Here is an 18,385-nt window from a genome sequence, read left to right as displayed (position 1 = left end):
TACTAGCGGCTATGCCCCGCCGGAGCAATTGGCCCGGGCGAACAAAGACCGAACCCCAAGCCGGACGCCCTCTGCCAGCGGCTTGTCAGGGCAAGGCGCCGGCCGCTGGCGCCGCGCCTGGGCGCGCCTCGATGATCACGAAGGCTTGGGCGAGCGGGTAGTCGTCGGTGATGGTCACGTGAATATACGGCTGATGGCCGGCCGGCATCAGCCTGGCGAGGCGCGCGGCGGCACCGCCGCTCAGCGCCATAGTCGGCGCGCCGCTCGGCAGGTTGACGACGCCCATGTCGCGCCAGAAAACGCCCTGGGCAAGGCCCGTCCCCAGCGCCTTGGCGCAGGCTTCCTTCGCGGCGAAGCGCTTGGCGTAGGAGGCCGCGCGCTGGTTGCGTCGCTCGGACTTCGCCTTCTCGATCGGCGTATAGATGCGGTCGATGAAGCGGGCGCCGTGGCGCTCCAGCGTCTTCTCGATGCGGCGGATGTCAATAAGGTCGCTGCCGACGCCGATGATCATGATGCCTCCCCGGCCGCACCGGCCCGGCCGGCATGGGCCGCCTCGACCCGCTGCAGCAGCTGGCGTGCGCGGCGCTGCTGGAAGCTGCGCGCGGTGGCGAAGACGAGCCCGTAGCCGGCCAGCGCGAACGCGATGCCGAGCGGCAGCGAGCCGATCAGCATCGGCTTCAGCACCGGCTCCCAGATCGCCGCGAGGTTCATGTGCTCCAGCGCATGACCGAGCGATTCCGGCGGCGGGCCACCGAGCGCCGGCGCTTGCACGAAGTAGCGGCCGAGCTCGTAGGTCGAGGCCCAGATGAACGGGTAGGTCAAAGGATTGCCGCAGACCGTGCAGCCCAGCACCACCGCGGCGAGATTGCCGGCGATGAGGTAGGCGATGGCGAAGGCGAGGATGATGTGGAAGCCAAGGAAGGGCGTGAACGAGGCGAAGATGCCCGCGGCAAAGCCGGCGGCGATCGCATGCGGGCTCGCCCGCAGCCGCAGCACGCGCTTCTGCAGGTACCGCAGCGAACGGCTCCAGGACCGGCGCGGCCAGAGGCTGCGCATCCGGGCGATGAAGCCGAGCTTTTCCCGCCGGCGAAACAGCATGTCGATCCTTCAGTGCGCCGGCCCGGCGGGGGTTGCATGCTACAGCGATTGGGCTTCCCGGCGCCGTGCGGAAGGCGTGACGGCTGCCGTGGTCAGCGGAAAAATCGGCAGCCCGATCAGAGAGAGCGGCTACCCGGTTTGATCGGCGGAATTGCGGCGAGCTCCGGCGGCAAGGCGTCGGCGGGATAGGCGGGAACCGCGACTTCCGCCAGCGCGATCAACGGTACGCCGACATCGGCCTTCCCCGCCGAGCGGTCGATCAGGCAAGCGGCCGCCACGACCTCGGCGCCGAGCTCGCGCATGCAGACGATGGTCTCTCGGATCGACAGGCCGGTGGTGACGATGTCCTCGACGATCACGACGCGCGCGCCCGGCTCGACCTCGAAGCGGCGCAAGCGGAACTGGCCGTTCTCGCGCTCGACCCAGATCGCCGGCACCTTGAGGTGGCGCGACGTCTCGTAGGCCGGGATCAGCCCGCCGACGGCAGGGCCGACGACGTAGTCGATGTCCCCCGGCACCTCGGCCGCGATCCGCGCCGCCAGCGCGCGGCAGAGCTTCTCCGTCAGGTCGGCATGCATGAAAACGCGCGCCTTCTGCAGGAAGATCGGGCTGCGCAGGCCGGAGGTCAGGATGAAATGGCCTTCGAGATAGGCGCCGGCCTCGCGGAACACGTCGAGCACGTCCTGGCTGGTCATCGCGGTGTCGGTCATCTCGGGATCCATCGGGGCCGGAAGGGGAAAGGGGCTCAGCCGTTCATCCGCACGGCTTCGGACACGCAGGTCTTGGCGCGCAACTGGTTGAGCGTACGGGTCAGGTGCTGGAGGTCCCATACCTCGAGGTCGATGACCATGGTAGTGATGTCCGGCGCCGTCTTGACGGTCGAAAGGCTGTGGATATTGGCGTCGTTGGCGGCGATCGTCTCGGCGATCTCGGCAAGCGTGCCGGGCTCGTTCGAGACGGCGACGAGGATGCGGGCGGGAAAACGGACATTCATCTCCGCGTCGATCTCCCAGCGCACGTCAACCCAGCGGTCCGGCTCGTCGTCGAAGGCCATCAGCGCCGGCGCCTGGATCGGGTAAATGGTGATGCCCTTGCCCGGCTCGAGGATGCCGACGATTCGGTCGCCCGGCACAGCGCCATCCGGCCCGAACTGCACGGGCGTGTCGATGCCGGCGCCGCGGATGGGGATGGCAAGGCCGCGCTTCTCGGCTTCGGCGATGCTCGGAATGCGGAACATCATGCCGATGCCGGTGCGCAGGTTGAACCAGCCCTCCTCGTCGGTCCGCTTGGAGATCTTGGTGACCCGGCTGTCCTGGAAGTCCGGATGCACCGCCTTCAGCACGTCGGCGGCCGCAAGCTCGCCGCGCCCGACGGCGGCCATCGCATCGTCGACGTCCTTCTGCCCGAGCTTGCCGAGATAGGGCTTCAGCCCCTCGCGGCTGAACGTCTTGCCGGAACGCGTGAAGCTGCGTGCCAGCATCTGCTGGCCGAGACCTGCATACTGCCGGCGGATGGCGAGGCGGGTGGCACGCCGGATGGCCGAGCGCGCCTTGCCGGTGACGGCGACCGTCTCCCAGGACGCCGGCGGCGTCGCGCCCTTGGAGCGGATGATCTCGACCTCGTCGCCATTGGTGAGCTCGGTCACCACCGGCATGATGCGGCCGTCGATCTTGGCGCCGACGCAGGTATCGCCGACATCGGTGTGCACGGCATAGGCAAAATCGATCGGCGTCGCGCCGCGCGGCAAGGCGATCAGGCGGCCTTTCGGGGTGAAGCAGAACACCTGGTCCTGGAACAGCTCGAGCTTGGTGTGCTCGAGGAACTCTTCGGGATTGTCGCCCTCGGCCAGCAGATCGATGGTGCGCCGGAGCCAGCCATAGGCATTGCTCTCGGCCGACAGCACCACGCGGCCGTCATGCCCCTCCTCGGCGAAAGCGCCGTCCTTGTAGAGCGCGTGCGCGGCGACGCCCTGCTCGGCGATCTGGTGCATTTCCTTGGTGCGGATCTGCAGCTCGACGCGCTGGCGGGACGGTCCGACGATCGTCGTGTGGATCGAGCGGTAGTCGTTCTGCTTGGGGATCGAGATGTAGTCCTTGAACCGGCCGGGCACGAGCGGCCAGGTGCGGTGGACGATGCCGAGCGTGCGGTAGCAGTCGTCCTCGGTGGGCACGAGAACCCGGAAGCCGAAGATGTCGGACAGCTGCTCCAGCGAGAGCGCCTTGCGCTGCATCTTGGAGAACACTGAATAGGGCTTCTTCTGCCGTCCCTTGACGATGGCGTCGATGCCCTTCTCGCGCAGCCGGTCGGCCAGATCGCTCTCGATCTTGGCGATGGTGCCGGCATGTTTGTCGCGCAGTTCGGCAAGACGCATGGTGATGGTCTGGTAGGCCTCGCCGTTGACATAGCGGAAGGACAGGTCCTCCAGCTCCTCGCGCATGTCCTGCATGCCCATGCGCCCGGCGAGCGGCGCATAGATGTCCATCGTCTCCTGGGCGATGCGCTCCTGCTTGTCGGAGCGCATGTGGCCAAGCGTGCGCATGTTGTGCAGCCGGTCGGCGAGCTTGACGAGGAGCACACGAATATCGTCGGCGATGGCCAGCAGCAGCTTGCGCAGGTTCTCCGCCTGCTCGGCCTTCTTCGAGACAAGGTCGAGCCGCTTCAGCTTGGTCAGGCCCTCGACCAGCTGGCCGATCTTGGCGCCGAAGAGGTGGTCGATCTCCTTGCGGGTAGCGTCAGTGTCCTCGATCGTGTCGTGTAGCAGCGCGACGGCGATGGTTGCCTCGTCGAGGCGCATGTTGGTGAGGATCGCCGCCACTTCGAGCGGATGCGAGAAGTAGGGGTCGCCCGAGGCGCGCTTCTGCGCACCATGCTTCTGCATGGCGTAGACATAGGCGCGGTTGAGAAGCGCCTCATCGACGTCGGGCTTGTAGCTCGCCACGCGCTCGACGAGTTCATATTGTCGCATCATGGGATCAGGAACCGGCCTCTCGGGAGATCATCGGCCAAAAGAAAGGGCGCCTCGCAGCTTGCGAAGCGCCCTTTGCATATAAGTACGTAAAGCGTCCGACCGAAAGGCCGGACTGCGATGCGGCATCAGAAATCGTCGTTCTTTTCCGGGGCGATGAGGCCTTCGATGCCGGCGAGGAGTTCGTCCTCGTTCATCCGGTCGAACGAGACGTTGTCGTCGCTGTCGTCGCCGCTCTTGTCGTCGATGGCGCCGGCGGGCGGTGCCTGCGGCTCCGGCTCGTCGACCTCGACATGCTTCTGCAGCGAGTGGATCAGGTCTTCCTTGAGGTCGCCCGGCGACAGCGTCTCGTCGGCGATCTCGCGCAGCGCGACGACGGGATTCTTGTCGTTGTCGCGATCGATGGTGATCTGCTGGCCCTGCGCGATCTGGCGGGCGCGATGACTGGCAAGCAGGACAAGCTCGAAACGGTTTTCGATCTTATCGACGCAATCTTCCACGGTGACGCGGGCCATGCCTGTCTCCTAACAACGACTTTGCAAGCTATGAAGTGCGCTCCATAACCGTTTCATCCCACTGGCACAAGGGCGCAACGCGGAAGGTTTTGAAAGAGCTGCGGCTTTGGGAAACAAAAAGTGGGTCTGGAAAGCTTATCCACCGCTACCGCACCGTTCTTCCTGTCGTCATATGCACCGTTGGCAATTGCCTGGCGGGCACGTATCGTAGGCCAAGCCCCGACCGAGCCAGCATTGCAGCGGCCGACTTCGGGCGACAGATTTTCAAGCAGCTCTTTTCAGTCCCTGTTCGAAAGAGGTTCATGTTCGATTCCCGCGAAAAGATCGCGCTCTTCATTGACGGCGCCAATCTCTACGCCGCGTCCCGCAGCCTTGGCTTCGACATTGACTACAAGAAGCTGCTCTCCGCCTTTCAGAAGCGCGGCTACCTCTTGCGGGCCTACTACTACACCGCGCTGCTCGAGGATCAGGAATACTCCTCGATCCGCCCGCTGATCGATTGGCTCGACTATAACGGCTACACGCTCGTCACCAAGCCGGCGAAGGAGTTCACCGACGCCAGCGGTCGGCGCAAGGTGAAGGGCAACATGGACATCGAGCTGGCGGTCGATGCGATGGAGCTGTCCGATACGGTCGACCACTTCGTGCTGTTTTCTGGCGATGGCGACTTCCGCTCGCTGGTCGAGGCGCTGCAGCGCAAGGGCCGCAAGGTGTCCGTGGTGTCGACGCTGTCGACCAACCCGCCGATGATCGCCGACGACCTGCGCCGCCAAGCGGATCATTTCATCGACCTCGTCAGCCTGCGCAGCGAGATCGGCCGCAGCCCGGCCGAGCGCGAGGCACGGCTCGCCCGGCGCGCCGAGGCGGATACGGATGCGGATGCCGACGAAGATTATTGAGCCGTCGCGCGACTGCCCGCTCTGCCCCCGCCTCGTCGCCTTCCGCGAGGAGTGGCGGCTGCGCGAGCCCGGCTGGCACAACGCGCCCGTCCCCACCTTCTTTCCCGCCGGCGGCCCCGATGCGGTGGAGCTTCTCGTCGTCGGGCTGGCGCCCGGCGTGCGCGGTGCCAACAGGACCGGACGGCCGTTCACCGGCGATTTCGCCGGCGACCTCCTCTACAAGACGCTGAACAGCTTCGGCTTTGCCAACGACCGTTTCGCGGCACGCCCGGACGACGGGCTGGAGCTCTTCGGGACGGCGATCATCAACGCCGTTCGCTGCGTGCCGCCGCAGAACAAGCCGGTGCCGCTCGAGATCAACACCTGCCGGCAGTTCCTGACGCCGACCCTTTCCGGCCTGCCGAACCTGCGGGCGATCGTGACCCTCGGCCGGATCGCGCATGAATCGACCGTGCGGGCGCTCGGGTTGAAGCTAAAAGACGCGCCGTTCTCGCATGGCGGTACGCACGAGATCGGCGGCATCCGGTTGACGTCGAGCTATCACTGCTCGCGCTACAACACCAATACCGGAGTCCTGACGGAGGCGATGTTCTTCGACGTCTTCCGCGGCGTCGCCGAGCACCTCGGCCGCTGAAAGCGGCCAGCGGCGCGGCTATCGGCGGCTGGCGAGATAGTCCGAAACGTCCGCCGCATTCCGGTCCGGCGGGAAGACGGGATAGAACACCTTCTCGATCATCCCGTCCCGCGCCACGAGCGTCAGCCGCTTGAGCAGCAGATCGCCGTCGGCTTCGAAGGTCGGGAGATCCAGCATCTCGGTCAGCTCGCCCTTCGCATCCGACAGCAAGGGGAACGGCAGATGCAGGCGTTCGGCCGCCTCCTTCTGGTAGGCGGTGGTCTGGGTGGAAACGCCGAAGACATGCGAGACGCCAAGGGCCCGAAGCTCGCTGAAAAGATCGCGAAAACCGCAGGCTTGAGGGGTGCAGCCGCGGGCACCGGGAATCTCGTCCCATCCACCGGGCAAGGGATGGCCGGGCCGGCCGGTCATGGGATAGGCGAAGACCACAAGGGTCCCCCGCAGCTGGGCGAGATCGACGGCGCCGCCTTGCGTCGCGGGCAAGACGACATGCGGCAAGCGCATGCCCGTCAAATGCTGTGCGCCACCATCATCCTGCGCCGGCGGCAGTCCTTCCGGCAGTCGTGTGTTTTCAAAGGACATCGCAAGCCTCCCAGCATCGCTCGTTCCATGGAACGCAAAAAGCCTGGCAAACGCAAGCCGGCAATCGGTCGAGATTGACCTTGCCGGCTTCCGTCACGCCGCTGGCAGACAGTCTGCGCTAGCGGTTGTCCTTGAGGAGCCGCTCCTTCTGGCGGTTCCAGTCCTTCTGCTTCTCGGCCTCGCGCTTGTCCGGCGCGTTCTTGCCCTTGGCGACCGCGAGCTCGAGCTTGGCCATGCCGCGGTCGTTGAAATAGATCTTCAGCGGCACCAGCGTCATGCCGTCGCGCTGGATGGCGCCTGCCAGCCGGTTCAACTGCGTCGCACGCACCAAAAGCTTACGGCGGCGCCGCGGCTCATGGTTGTTGCGGTTGGCCTGCAGATATTCCGGGACGTAGGAGTTGATCAGCCACAGCTCACCGCCCTCCTCCGTCGCGTAGGATTCGGCAATGGTCGAGCGGCCGAGCCGAAGCGCCTTCACCTCGGTGCCGGTCAGGACGATGCCGGTCTCCAGCGTGTCGATGATCGCGTAATTGTGCCGCGCCTTGCGGTTTTCCGCGACAATGCCGGAATTGGTTCTGAGGGGTATCGATGCCATCGGGGTCGGACGATCCTGTGCGCCCGCCATCATGGGCGGCGGGCATCGGCTGTGATGATCCCCGAAATGAGGATTGTGCGCGTCAGTTCAAGCGCCCGGCCGGCGAATCCTCACCGGCCGCTTGCGGAAAGGCCCGACCTAGTTCAGCAGGCCGGCATGGCGAAGCGCGCTGTCGATCGCCTCCTCGGTCGACTTGTCGATGGTCGTCAGCGGCGAGCGCAGGTGGTTTGCCATGTGCCCGAGGCGCGACAGCGCGTATTTTGGGCCGCCAGGGTTCGGCTCGATGAACATCGCCTTGTGGAGCGGCATCAAGCGGTCCTGAATCTCCAGCGCGGCGGCGAAATCGCCGGACAGGCTGGCGGTCTGGAAGTCGGCGCAGAGGCGCGGCGCGACATTGGCCGTCACCGAGATGCAGCCGGACCCGCCATGTGCGTTGAAGCCGAGCGCGGTGGCATCCTCGCCGGAAAGCTGGATGAAATCCTTGCCGCAGAGCATACGCTGCTCCGAGACGCGGTCGAGCTTGGCAGTGGCATCCTTGACGCCGACGATGTTCGGAAAGTCCGCCGCCAGCCGCGCCATGGTCTCGACTGACATGTCGATCACCGAGCGCGGCGGGATGTTGTAGATGAAGATCGGCAGCGACACCGCTTGGGCGATCGCCGAATAATGGGCGTAGAGGCCCTTCTGGCTCGGCTTGTTGTAGTAGGGCGTGACCACCAGCAGGCCGTCGGCCCCAGCCTTCTCGGCGAACTGCGCGAGATCAATCGCCTCGGCCGTGTTGTTCGAGCCGGCGCCGGCGATCACCGGCACGCGCTTCGCCGATACCTCGACGCAAAGCTCGACGATATGCTTGTGCTCGGCATGCGACAGCGTCGGGCTCTCGCCGGTGGTGCCGACCGGCACGAGGCCATGCGAGCCCTCCCCGATCTGCCATTCGACGAAAGCGCGGAACGCCGCCTCGTCGAGCGACCCGTCAGCAGTGAAGGGCGTGACCAACGCCGGCATTGAACCCTTGAACATTCCCACTCCCGCCGTCCGTCATGTCGGCTTATTGCCGCGCCGGACGTCCTGCCCGTTTGTCGCTGAGATAACGTCATCGTGCGTTCGACCAATCGGCCACGAAATAGGCCGCATCCGCCCGCACGAAGCCCGGTACCATAGTGAACGGGCGTTGGGGAGACAAGCCGACGCGCAGACGCCCGAGGAAAACCGTCCTTCGTTTAACCTAAGCCTTTACGATTGTTTCATCGTGTCCGTGAGAGATTTACCAACCATAACATTACTCCCCCGGGGATGGGGCCGATCCTGACAGGATCGCCCTTCGAAAGGTTGCCATGACCGCGCAGGCATTCGCCAAGAGCTTGATCCTCAAGGGGCTGATGCTCACGCTGCTCTGCGAGGCGGCGGTCGCCCAGACCTTGCCGCCGGCCGGTCCGATGCCGACGCTGCGCCCGATGGGGCGCGACAGCGGCGTCGCGATGGATCCGTCCCGCTTTGGCGGAACCCCGGCCCGTGCGCCCAACCCGGTGCTGGCGCCGCGTCCCTCGGCGATGCCGGAGAACGTCGACACTAGCGCCAGCGCCTTCACCGCCTCGATCTCCGCGATCTCGGCCCGCCCGAGCGACATCCGCGCCATCAATGGCGAGCTGAAGGACGGCCTCACCGCTGTCTCGTCGGGCGATCTGCGCAAGGCACGTTCGATCCGCGAGGGCATGCCCGCCCGTGCGCTCGACCGTCAGATCCTGACCTGGGCGATCGCGCTGAACGGCGGCAAGGACGTGCCGGCCGCCGACATCGCCCGTGCCTCGGCCGAGCTCAAGGGCTGGCCGGGCATGAAGAAGCTGCGCGCCAATTCCGAGCGCGCTCTCTACCGCGAGCAGCCCTCCGCCTCGAACGTCATCAACGCCTTCGCCGGCAGCCAGCCGGAGACGCCGGAAGGCGCCATGGCGATCGCCCGCGCGCTGATCGAAACCGGTCGTCCGGGCGACGCCAAGAAGATCATCGCCCGCGTCTGGCAGACCGAGCGTCTCGACCGCAACCTCGAGGGGCGGATCATGACGCAGTTCGGGCCGCTGCTGACGCGGACCGACCACAAGCGCCGCATGGACATGCTGCTCTACAAGGAGTGGATCTCCGACGCCGAGCGGATGAAGACGCTGGCCAATTCCGAGCGGCTGTTTGCCGCCCGCGCCGCGGCGGTGCGCGGCGATGTCAATGCCAGCAAGCTCCTGGCCGCGGTTCCCGCCGGCCAGCGCTCCGATCCCGGCTATATCTACGCTTTGGTCGAGGTGCTGCGGAAGCAAGGCAAGGTCGAGCAGGCTGCCGCCACCATGCTGTCGGCACCCCAGGACAGTGCCTCACTGGTCGATCCCGACGCCTGGTGGAACGAGCGGCGCATCGTCGCCCGCGATCTCCTCGACCTTGGCCGCACCAAGGACGCCTACCGCGTTGCCTCGGCACATTCGGCCGAGAACCCCGCCGATGCGGCGGAGGCCGAGTTCCACGCCGGCTGGATCGCCCTCAGCTTCCTGAAAGACACTCGCACCGCCGGCAAGCATTTCGCCCGCATCGCCGAAATGTCCAATCGGCCGCTGTCGCAGTCGCGCGCCTATTACTGGCTCGGCCGCACCGCCGAAGCCGCCGGCTCCGGCAATGCCGCGAAGTATTACGGCCGTGCGGCGAGCTACCCCAGCACCTATTACGGCCAGCTCGCTACCGCCAAGATCGGCGCGCGGCCGCAGCAGGTGTCCTATCCCAAGCCGTCCGGCGCCGAGCGCCAGCGCTTCGAGAGTCGCGAGCCGGTGCGGGCGATCAAGCGGCTGGAGCAGCTCGACCTCGAGAGCCGCGCCAATGTCCTCTACCGCGCGCTCGCCGACGAGCTGGACAGCCCGGGCGAGCTCGCGATGCTGGCCGCGATGGCCGAGCGGCGCGGCGACTACTACATGGCGCTGAAGGTCGGCAAGCAAGCCAACAACCGCGGCGTCGACGCGCCGGCGCTCGCCTTCCCGATCGGCGTCATCCCGCAGACCGCCAACATCTCGGCCTCCGGCAAGGCGCTGGCCTATGCGATCGCGCGGCAGGAGAGCGAGTTCAACCCCGGCGCCCGGTCCGGCGCCGGCGCGCTCGGCCTCCTCCAGCTGATGCCGGGCACGGCGAAGTCCGTCGCCGCCAAGGCCGGCCTCGGCTTCTCGCTCGCCCGCCTCACCACCGATCCCGGCTACAACGCGACGCTTGGCGCGCGCTTCCTCGGCGAGCAGATCGACAACTTCTCCGGCTCCTACGTCCTCACCTTCATCGCCTACAATGCCGGCCCACGGCGCGCCCGCGAATGGGTCGAGCGCTTCGGCGACCCCCGCGGCAAGTCGATCGACGAGGTCGTCGACTGGGTCGAGCGCATCCCCTTCACCGAGACGCGCAACTACGTCCAGCGCGTGATGGAGAACTACCAGGTCTACAAGATGCGGCTCGGCGCTGATGCCAGCATCGAGCGGGATCTGGTGATGGGACGGCGGGGGTAAGCAGGCAGCGGGGGTAGCTGCCCCCCTCTGCCCTGCCGGGCATCTCCCCCTCAAGTGGGGAGATCGGTGACCGGAAACCGTGACGTGCTCGATCTCCCCCCTTGAGGGGGAGATGCCGGCAGGCAGAGGGGGGTGGGCCTCGCCAGCCTTCGCGAAAATGACATTTGGAAGCCTACCCGAACTTATTGCTCTTCGGGAACCCGTTCGGCACCAGCCGCCCGGCCAGCGCCCGGTCCGTCCGCCATTCGAACAGCTCCTCCGGCGTGCGGGTGAAGCTGCGGCCGCCGGCGCCTTGCCAGGTGAGGCCGTCGGCGAGGGTGAAGACGCGGAGATCAGAGAGGCCGCCCTCCTTGTAACGCTGTAGCCGGACGCCCTTGCCGCGGACCATGGCCGGCACCTGGATCAACGGGAAGACGATCATCTTGCGGTTCTCGCCGACGACCGCGACCGTGTCGCCCTCGGCCGGCGGCGCCATCACCAGGGTCGCGGGCGCGGCAAGGTTCAGGAGCTGCTTGCCCTTGCGGGTCGAGGACAGCATGTCGCCCTCCGCCACCACGAAGCCGTAGCCGTCGGACGAGACCATCAAGCGGTTACGGTTGGCGACGGAGACGAAGCCGAGCGCGATGTCGGCGGCGTCCTCCAGCTCGAAGGCGAGGCGGATGGGCTCGCCTTGTCCGCGCCCACCGGCGAGCTTGTCGGCGCCGATGGTGTAGGCGCGCCCGTCGGTCGAGAGGAACACGATCTTGTCCGTCGTCTGCGCGGGGAAGCCGAGCTTCAGTCCGTCGCCTTCCTTGAAGGTCAGCGTCGAGAGATCGGTGACGTGCCCCTTCAGGCTGCGCAGAAAGCCCTTCTTCGAGAGGACGACGGTGACCGGCTCGCGCTCGATGAAGGCGACGTTGAGGTCATCGAGATTGTGGACCGGCGCGTCGGCGAAGGTGGTGCGGCGCTTGCCGAGCTTGGTGCGCTTGGAGAAGGTCTTGCCGACCTCGCGCACTTCCGCGGCAATGGCCGACCACTGCTGCTCGGGCGAGGCGAGCAGTGCCTCCTTCGCGGCCTTTTCCTCGGCCAGCGTATCGTATTCGCGCTTCAGCTCGAACTCCTCGAGCTTGCGCAGCGAGCGCAGGCGCATGTTGAGGATCGCCTCGGCCTGTACCTCGGTCAGCGTGAACGTCTGGATCAGCACCGGCTTCGGCTCGTCCTCGGTCCGGATGATGCGGATGACCTCGTCGAGGTTGAGGAAGGCGATGAGGTAGCCGGAGAGGATCTCCAGCCGCCGCTCGATCTGGTCCAGCCGGAAGCGCGCGCGCCGCAGCAGCACCTCGCGCTGGTGCGCCAGCCATTCGACCAAGACGTCGCGCAGACTCATCACCCGCGGAATCTTGCCGCCGGAGAGGACGTTCATGTTGAGCGGAATACGCGCCTCGAGATCGGTGAGGCGGAACAGCGATTCCATCAGAAGCTCGGGCGGCACGCCGCGGCTCTTCGGCTCGATCACCACGCGCACGTCTTCCGCCGACTCGTCGCGGATGTCGCCGAGGAGCGGCAGCTTCTTGGCCATCAGAAGGTCGGCGATCTTCTCGATCAGCCGCGACTTCTGCACCTGGTAGGGGATTTCGGTGACCACGATGACGTAGCCGCCCCTCCCCTGGTCTTCCTTCTCCCAGCGGGCGCGGACGCGAAACGAGCCGCGGCCGGTGGCATAGGCCTCGCGGATCGAGGCCCGGCTGTCGACGATGATGCCGCCGGTCGGGAAGTCCGGTCCCTCGACGAAGCGCATGAGGTCGTCGATGTCGCTATCGGGCTTGTCGATCAGACGGAGGGCTGCCTCGCAGAGTTCGGCGGCGTTGTGCGGCGGGATCGAGGTCGCCATGCCGACGGCGATGCCGGCCGAGCCGTTGGCGAGGAGGTTCGGGAAGGCGCCCGGCAGCACGATCGGCTCCTGGTCCTCCTCGTTGTAGGTCGGGCGGAAGTCGACGGCGTTCTCATCGATGCCGCGCAGCAGCAGCATGGCGACGTCGGTCATCCTCGCTTCGGTGTAGCGCATGGCCGCCGCGCTATCGCCGTCGATATTGCCGAAATTGCCCTGGCCGTCGATCAGCGGATAGCGGATCGCGAAATCCTGGCTGAGCCGCACCAGCGCGTCGTAGATCGAGGCGTCGCCGTGCGGGTGGAACTTGCCCATGACGTCGCCGACGATGCGCGCCGACTTCTTGTAGCCTTGACCGGGGTCGAGCCGCAGCACGCGCATGGCGTGAACGATGCGGCGGTGCACCGGCTTCAGCCCATCGCGGACATCCGGCAGCGCGCGGCCCATGATGGTCGACAGCGCATAGGCGAGGTACCGCTCCTCGAGAGCGACCTTCAGGTCGACCGGTTCGATATCGCCGCCGCCCGCTGGCGGATCCGCTGCCTTGCCCATGCCATCGCCTTTAGAGCAGCGGCTGGACAAGAACAAGAACGGAACAGCGAATATCCACCGTCGGTTGCTGCCAAGTCGGTTTGAAAGAATTAGCCATGCAGACGGATCGCGGCTTGACGGTTCGAGGGCCGTCCGGTGAAGCAGCAGTTCCGGAGTTCGACAACTCACGATAGCCGCAGTGGCCGCGATGGTCAGGACGGCGATTTCGCCTTACAACCTTGCCGCCTGCCCGCAGACGGCCATTTCCCGTGCCAATGCCGCCACTCCGACACGATCGGCGCCCAGAAGCCCATCCAACCCAAACGATGTAGAGGTTTTCCATGATCGCCACCCATTCCAAGCGGCTCATCGCCAGCCTCGCGCTCGTGCTCGCCGGCTCGACCAGCGTGCTTGCCGCCGACGCGCAGGCGTTCGCCGATCGGCTTCAGGCGATCGGCGCCAAGACCGGTGCGCCGATCAACTTCGCCGGGGCCGAATCGGTCGGCGAGAATGTCGTCTTGAAGGGCGTGACGCTCGGCGCCGGCGCGGACGCCGCCAATGTCGGCGACATCACCTTCGAGAACGTCACCGGCTCTTCCGCCGAGGGCTGGACCGTCGCGCGCGTTCCCTTCGCCGACTTCAAGAAGGCTGAGGGCAGCAAGGAAGCATCGGTCACCGGCATGGTGGTCGAGGGCTTGCAGCTCGCCGGATCGGAAGGGCCGTCGAAGCTGCCGGGCGAGGCGCAGTACTATTTCGACAGCGCGTCGATCCAGTCGGTCAAGGTCACGGAAGGCGGCAACAATCTGTTCTCGCTGAGCGGCACCGACATCACCAATTCGGTGACCGCGGACAGCGGCGAGATCGCCTCGTCCTTCACCCTCGGCGACTTCATGATCGATTTCGCCGGGATGCCGGCGGATGACACGACCCGCACGATGCAGGCGATCGGCTATTCGCAGCTCAGCGGCAACGGCTCGACCGACAGTTCCTGGGATCCGAAGACCGGCGAGCTGAGCCTCGACCCGTTCGAGCTGACCGTCGAGAACGCCGGCAAGCTGTCCTTCGCCTTCCAGCTGAACGGCTACACCTCGGCCTTCTCGAAATCGCTGCAGCAGATCCAGGAGCAAATGGCGGCGGATCCAGCGGGCGCGCAGAACTCCGGCATGGCGATCATCGGCCTTGTCTCGCAGCTCAGCATCGCCTCGATGCAGCTCGATTTCACCGACGATTCGCTGACCAACAAGCTGCTGGACTACTACGCCAAGCAGAACGGGCAGACCAAGGAGCAGCTGATCGACGGGATCAGCGGCATGATGCCGGCCGTGCTCGCCTCGCTGCAGAACCCGGAATTCCAGAACGAGGTGACGACCGCCGTCACCACCTTCCTGAAGGACCCGAAGTCGCTGACGATCTCGGTCGATCCGGACGCACCGGTCCCCGCCACGCAGATCATGGGTGCCGCCATGGGCGCGCCGCAGACGCTGCCGACCGTGCTGTCGCTCGGCGTCGTCGCCAATGGCGTCGACGAATAAAGGTCCGACGCAGACCTGAAACGAAGAAGGCCGCCGCGGTGATCCGCGGCGGCCTTCTGCACTCTGATGGGTCCGGCAGCACGGCCAGCCGTCAGGGAATGAGGCCGATGCCCGGGCTTCTCGGCGCGTCCCCGCTCCGCCGGTCGCTCGCCTCGGTGGAATAGAACTCGCGCTTCTGCCGGTACATTTCGAGATCGGCGCGCTTCACCGCCTCTTCCAGCCGCTCGCCGGCCTTGGCGGTCGCCGCGCCGATGGCGAAGGAGAGCGTGCTGCCGGTATAGAACTGGTTGTTGACGGCAACGAGCTTCTCGATGTTCTCGATCATCGCCTGCCCTTCATTCTCGTCGCAGCCTGGCATCAGGATGGCGAACTCGTCGCCGCCGATGCGGCAGGCATGCTGCGGCTTCTTCACCAGTTCGTTCAGCACCTCGCCGGCGCGGCGCAGCATGGCATCGCCGGCGGCGTGCCCGAGCTCGTCGTTCACCGTCTTCAGCCCGTTCATGTCGGCGATGAGGACGGTCACGGGGTAGGGTCCGATGCGCTCGAGCCGGTTCATCTCGTCGACGAAGAAGGAGCGGTTGAAGAGCTTGGTCAGCACTTCGTGCTTGCCGAGATATTCGAGATAGGCCTCGGCCTTCTTGCGCGCGGTGATGTCGGTCAGCGCCACCTGCACCTGCGACCAGTCGCGCTCGCGCCCTGGCAGCACCGAGAACTGCATGTGGAGGTAGAGCTCATCGCCGTCCAGCGAGTAGTTTACCACCTCTCGCTGCTGGAACAGCTTGCCTTGCCAGAGGTCGACCAGCTGCTCCTTGAAGTGTTGCGTCATCGCGTCGCGAAAGACGTCGCCGAGGCGCTTGTAGAGCGTCGCCTTGTCGGGCGCGCGAAACAGCTCGAGCGTGTGGCGGTTGACGTCGATGACGCGGATTTCGCTGAGGCAGCGGGTGATGAACTCCGGGTGCACGTCGACGAAGGTGCGGAAGTCGGTGACGCCCTGGTCGCGCACGCCCTCGATCAGGCTCTTCACCGAGGAGAAGTCCTCGACCCACAGCGACACCGGCGAATGGTCGAACAGGCCGCGCGCGTAATTCTTGCTGAGATCGGCGAGGCGGCGCGCCTCCTCCCGCTCGGTGACGTCCTCGGTGGCGATGAGAATGCGGCGCCAGTCGCGCTCGTGGCCGGACAGGATCTGGCCCTTCAGCTGGATGTCGAGGCGCCGTCCCGAGAGCGTGTAGTTGACGGCCCGACTGATGAAGTCGGTCTCGCCGCTCCAGAGCTGCTGGAGTTCCTGGATGTGGACCTCCGGATGCTCGTCGGCAAAGACCTTCGCAAGGTTCTCGACGAGATGCGGCAGGTCCCGCGCGCCGAACAGCTGCAGCGTGCGCCGGTTCACCGTGACGACCTCGATCAGCCCCATGCAGCGCCGGACGCGGTCGAGATCCTCGGCGAGGAAGGCCGCAAGATCCTCGACGCCCTCCTCGCGCCAGCTGTCGAACAGCGCGCGGACCTTGGAGAAGTCCTCCAGCCACAGCGGCACCGGCGTCATGTCCATGAAGCCGAGGTCGGGTGCCTCGGGCACCACCTGTCCTTCATCCTGCCGGAATGCCGTCATGCCCCTGTCCATCACCCGCTGTTGTCGCCGTTGTGCGCCGCAGCAAGGCGCACTGAACAACTATCATCCTTATTATTAAGGAAGCGGTCGCACCTTTTCCCTTCGCTGGACCTCTCTCCGGGCGGCGCCGTCGACGCCTACTTCGCCGGCGCTGTCACGCGCAGGCCGAGTTCCCGCATCTGGGTGGGCGAGGCTTCGTTCGGCGCGTTCATCAGGAGGTCGTAGGCCTGCTGATTCATCGGGAACATGGTGATTTCGCGGAGGTTCTTGACGCCGCAGAGAAGCATGACGATGCGGTCGACACCGGCCGCCATGCCGCCATGCGGCGGGGCGCCGTACTGGAAGGCGCGGTAGAGGCCGCCAAAACGCTCCTCGACCTCGGCCCGGCTGTAGCCGGCGATCTCGAAGGCCTTGACCATGGTCTCGGTCTGCTGGTTGCGGATGCCACCCGAGGCGATCTCGAAGCCGTTGCAGACGATGTCGTACTGGAAGGCCTTCAGGCTCAGCGGCTCCTGCGTCTCCAGCGCCTCCATGCCGCCCTGCGGCATCGAGAACGGGTTGTGCGCGAAGTCGACCTTCTTGTTGTCCTCGTCCCATTCGTAGAACGGGAAGTCGATGATCCAGGCGAGCTTGAACTGGTCGCGGTCGACGAGGTTCAGCTCTTCGCCGACCTGCGTGCGCGCCGCGCCCGCAAAGCTGGCAAAGGTCTTCGGCTTGCCGGCGACGAAGAAGCAGGCGTCGCCCGCGCCAAGGCCCAGCTGGACGCGCAGCGCCTCGGTGCGCTCCTCGCCGATGTTCTTGGCGAGCGGGCCGGCACCGTTGATCTTGCCTTCTTCCTCGCGCCAGAAGATGTAGCCAAGGCCCGGCTGGCCTTGGCCTTGCGCCCAGGAGTTCATCCGGTCGCAGAAGGCGCGGCTGCCGCCGGTCTTGGCCGGGATCGCCCAGATCTCGACTTCCGGGTCGGCGGCGATCATGCCGGCGAACACCTTGAAGCCGGAGCCGGCGAAATGCTCGGTGACGGCCGACATCTCGATCGGGTTGCGCAGGTCCGGCTTGTCGGAGCCGTACTTGCGGATGGCCTCGGCATAGGGGATGCGCTCGAAGGTCTGCGTCACCGGCTTGCCGTCGGCGAAATCCTCGAACACGCCGCGGATCACCGGCTCCATGGTCTGGAAGATGTCCTCCTGCTCGACGAAGCTCATCTCGACGTCGAGCTGGTAGAACTCGCCCGGCAGACGGTCGGCGCGCGGGTCCTCGTCGCGGAAGCAGGGCGCGATCTGGAAGTAGCGGTCGAAGCCCGACATCATGATCAGCTGCTTGTACTGCTGCGGCGCCTGCGGCAGCGCGTAGAACTTGCCCTGGTGGATACGGCTCGGCACCAGGAAGTCGCGCGCGCCCTCCGGCGAGGAGGCCGTGAGGATCGGCGTCGAGAATTCGGTGAAGGCCTGCTCCGTCATCCGCCGGCGCATGGCGGCGATGATCTGGGTCCGGCGCATGATGTTCCGGTGCAGCGTCTCGCGGCGGAGGTCGAGGAAGCGGTACTTCAGGCGCACGTCTTCCGGGTAGTCCTGGTCGCCGAACACCGGCAGCGGCAGTTCCTTCGAGGTCGACAGCACCTCGATGTCCTCGGCGAAGAGCTCGACCTGGCCGGTCGGGAGCTTCGCGTTGGCGGTCTCGGGGCTGCGCGCCATCACCGTGCCGGTCACCCGCACCACCCATTCGGCGCGAATCGTCTCGGCAACGGCGAAGGCCGGCGAATCGGGATCGATGACGATCTGGGTCAGGCCGTAATGGTCGCGCAGGTCGATGAACAGCAGGCCGCCATGGTCGCGGACGCGGTGAGCCCAGCCGGAGAGCCGGACCGTCTGGCCGACATTCTCCTCGCGGAGGGCGGCGCAGGTGTGGCTGCGGTAGCGGTGCATGGCGTGTTCTTCCTGGCTTTTGCCGAACGGGGGCGCCGTTGCGCCGCCGCTGGCGGACCCGATCGGGGGCTTGTCCTGATTTCGGCGGAAAAGCGCACGGCACCCCAGCGCTGTCAAG

General features: G+C 66.2%; 15 protein-coding genes. 4 read left to right on the top strand and 11 right to left on the bottom strand.

The annotated features are described in order from the left end of the window. Positions 1-85: 85 nt before the first annotated feature. The 5 genes from acpS to rpoZ all read right to left on the bottom strand — a co-directional run bounded on the left by acpS (position 86) and on the right by rpoZ (position 4,578). Positions 86-511: a holo-ACP synthase gene (gene acpS, locus ACZLZQ_RS08325; RefSeq protein WP_472931525.1), complete on the bottom strand. Its 426-nt coding sequence runs from the start codon at positions 509-511 to the stop codon at positions 86-88. Then, complete coding sequence (locus tag ACZLZQ_RS08320) at positions 508-1,098, bottom strand: DUF2062 domain-containing protein (RefSeq protein ID WP_472948941.1); 591 nt, start codon at positions 1,096-1,098, stop codon at positions 508-510. Before ACZLZQ_RS08320 ends, acpS begins: the two co-directional genes overlap by 4 nt. A 116-nt stretch (positions 1,099-1,214) precedes the next feature. Next, positions 1,215-1,793: an orotate phosphoribosyltransferase gene (gene pyrE, locus ACZLZQ_RS08315; RefSeq protein WP_472931935.1), complete on the bottom strand. Its 579-nt coding sequence runs from the start codon at positions 1,791-1,793 to the stop codon at positions 1,215-1,217. Between the two features lie 50 nt (positions 1,794-1,843). Beyond that, positions 1,844-4,066 carry a RelA/SpoT family protein gene (locus tag ACZLZQ_RS08310; protein ID WP_472948940.1) on the bottom strand — a complete coding sequence of 741 codons (2,223 nt, stop codon included), beginning with the start codon at positions 4,064-4,066 and terminating at the stop codon, positions 1,844-1,846. Between the two features lie 125 nt (positions 4,067-4,191). Continuing rightward, entirely contained in the window at positions 4,192-4,578 is a 387-nt protein-coding gene (gene rpoZ, locus ACZLZQ_RS08305) for a DNA-directed RNA polymerase subunit omega (RefSeq protein WP_472931522.1), read from the bottom strand. Positions 4,579-4,880: 302 nt separating this feature from the next. Between rpoZ and ACZLZQ_RS08300 the strand changes: the two genes are divergently transcribed. Together ACZLZQ_RS08300 and ACZLZQ_RS08295 are read left to right on the top strand one after the other, a co-directional pair. Then, entirely contained in the window at positions 4,881-5,477 is a 597-nt protein-coding gene (locus ACZLZQ_RS08300) for a LabA-like NYN domain-containing protein (RefSeq protein ID WP_472948939.1), read from the top strand. Next, on the top strand, positions 5,452-6,111 hold the full coding sequence (locus ACZLZQ_RS08295; RefSeq protein WP_472948938.1) for a uracil-DNA glycosylase: 660 nt from the start codon (positions 5,452-5,454) through the stop codon (positions 6,109-6,111). Before ACZLZQ_RS08300 ends, ACZLZQ_RS08295 begins: the two co-directional genes overlap by 26 nt. Positions 6,112-6,129: 18 nt before the next feature. Here ACZLZQ_RS08295 and ACZLZQ_RS08290 read toward each other — a convergent pair whose 3' ends face one another. The 3 genes from ACZLZQ_RS08290 to dapA form a co-directional block, all read right to left on the bottom strand. Then, a complete protein-coding gene (locus ACZLZQ_RS08290; protein ID WP_472948937.1) occupies positions 6,130-6,693 on the bottom strand; it encodes a peroxiredoxin in 564 nt (187 codons plus the stop codon). Positions 6,694-6,811: 118 nt separating this feature from the next. Continuing rightward, entirely contained in the window at positions 6,812-7,288 is a 477-nt protein-coding gene (smpB, locus tag ACZLZQ_RS08285; protein ID WP_472931517.1) for an SsrA-binding protein SmpB, read from the bottom strand. Between the two features lie 138 nt (positions 7,289-7,426). Beyond that, positions 7,427-8,308, bottom strand: coding sequence for a 4-hydroxy-tetrahydrodipicolinate synthase (gene dapA, locus ACZLZQ_RS08280; protein WP_472948936.1), 882 nt, complete (start codon positions 8,306-8,308; stop codon positions 7,427-7,429). Positions 8,309-8,622: 314 nt separating this feature from the next. Here dapA and ACZLZQ_RS08275 point away from each other — a divergent pair, with 314 nt between their 5' ends. After that, positions 8,623-10,806 (top strand): lytic transglycosylase domain-containing protein, encoded by a 2,184-nt coding sequence (locus ACZLZQ_RS08275; protein WP_472948935.1) that lies wholly within the window; start codon positions 8,623-8,625, stop codon positions 10,804-10,806. A gap of 172 nt (positions 10,807-10,978) precedes the next feature. Here the strand turns inward: ACZLZQ_RS08275 and parC are convergent, their stop codons facing one another. Beyond that, positions 10,979-13,225, bottom strand: coding sequence for a DNA topoisomerase IV subunit A (gene parC / locus ACZLZQ_RS08270; protein WP_472948934.1), 2,247 nt, complete (start codon positions 13,223-13,225; stop codon positions 10,979-10,981). Between the two features lie 320 nt (positions 13,226-13,545). Here parC and ACZLZQ_RS08265 point away from each other — a divergent pair, with 320 nt between their 5' ends. Continuing rightward, on the top strand, positions 13,546-14,736 hold the full coding sequence (locus tag ACZLZQ_RS08265; protein WP_472948933.1) for an aq_1923 C-terminal domain: 1,191 nt from the start codon (positions 13,546-13,548) through the stop codon (positions 14,734-14,736). A 91-nt stretch (positions 14,737-14,827) separates the two neighbouring features. On the opposite strand, the gene ACZLZQ_RS08260 is transcribed toward ACZLZQ_RS08265, so the two are convergent. Beyond that, a complete protein-coding gene (locus ACZLZQ_RS08260) occupies positions 14,828-16,345 on the bottom strand; it encodes a sensor domain-containing diguanylate cyclase (RefSeq protein ID WP_472948932.1) in 1,518 nt (505 codons plus the stop codon). A 137-nt stretch (positions 16,346-16,482) separates the two neighbouring features. Beyond that, positions 16,483-18,267 (bottom strand): aspartate--tRNA ligase, encoded by a 1,785-nt coding sequence (aspS, locus tag ACZLZQ_RS08255; RefSeq protein ID WP_472948931.1) that lies wholly within the window; start codon positions 18,265-18,267, stop codon positions 16,483-16,485. Positions 18,268-18,385: the final 118 nt, after the last annotated feature.

It is taken from the genome of Mesocryomonas lacus, from assembly GCF_055730105.2.
The sequence above is the reverse complement of the archived record's forward strand: the minus strand, read 5'-3'. Positions and strand labels throughout refer to the sequence as shown.

Bases quoted from the DNA above. Each gene is read 5' to 3' on its own strand.
- ACZLZQ_RS08290 (WP_472948937.1), bottom strand. From the start codon at position 6,693: ATGTCCTTTGAAAACACACGACTGCCGGAAGGACTGCCGCCGGCGCAG.
- ACZLZQ_RS08275 (WP_472948935.1), top strand. From the start codon at position 8,623: ATGACCGCGCAGGCATTCGCCAAGAGCTTGATCCTCAAGGGGCTGATG.
- ACZLZQ_RS08265 (WP_472948933.1), top strand. From the start codon at position 13,546: ATGATCGCCACCCATTCCAAGCGGCTCATCGCCAGCCTCGCGCTCGTG.
- acpS (WP_472931525.1), bottom strand. From the start codon at position 511: ATGATCATCGGCGTCGGCAGCGACCTTATTGACATCCGCCGCATCGAG.
- rpoZ (WP_472931522.1), bottom strand. From the start codon at position 4,578: ATGGCCCGCGTCACCGTGGAAGATTGCGTCGATAAGATCGAAAACCGT.
- aspS (WP_472948931.1), bottom strand. From the start codon at position 18,267: ATGCACCGCTACCGCAGCCACACCTGCGCCGCCCTCCGCGAGGAGAAT.
- pyrE (WP_472931935.1), bottom strand. From the start codon at position 1,793: ATGACCAGCCAGGACGTGCTCGACGTGTTCCGCGAGGCCGGCGCCTAT.
- dapA (WP_472948936.1), bottom strand. From the start codon at position 8,308: ATGTTCAAGGGTTCAATGCCGGCGTTGGTCACGCCCTTCACTGCTGAC.
- ACZLZQ_RS08320 (WP_472948941.1), bottom strand. From the start codon at position 1,098: ATGCTGTTTCGCCGGCGGGAAAAGCTCGGCTTCATCGCCCGGATGCGC.
- ACZLZQ_RS08260 (WP_472948932.1), bottom strand. From the start codon at position 16,345: ATGACGGCATTCCGGCAGGATGAAGGACAGGTGGTGCCCGAGGCACCC.
- ACZLZQ_RS08295 (WP_472948938.1), top strand. From the start codon at position 5,452: ATGCGGATGCCGACGAAGATTATTGAGCCGTCGCGCGACTGCCCGCTC.
- ACZLZQ_RS08310 (WP_472948940.1), bottom strand. From the start codon at position 4,066: ATGATGCGACAATATGAACTCGTCGAGCGCGTGGCGAGCTACAAGCCC.
- parC (WP_472948934.1), bottom strand. From the start codon at position 13,225: ATGGGCAAGGCAGCGGATCCGCCAGCGGGCGGCGGCGATATCGAACCG.
- ACZLZQ_RS08300 (WP_472948939.1), top strand. From the start codon at position 4,881: ATGTTCGATTCCCGCGAAAAGATCGCGCTCTTCATTGACGGCGCCAAT.
- smpB (WP_472931517.1), bottom strand. From the start codon at position 7,288: ATGGCATCGATACCCCTCAGAACCAATTCCGGCATTGTCGCGGAAAAC.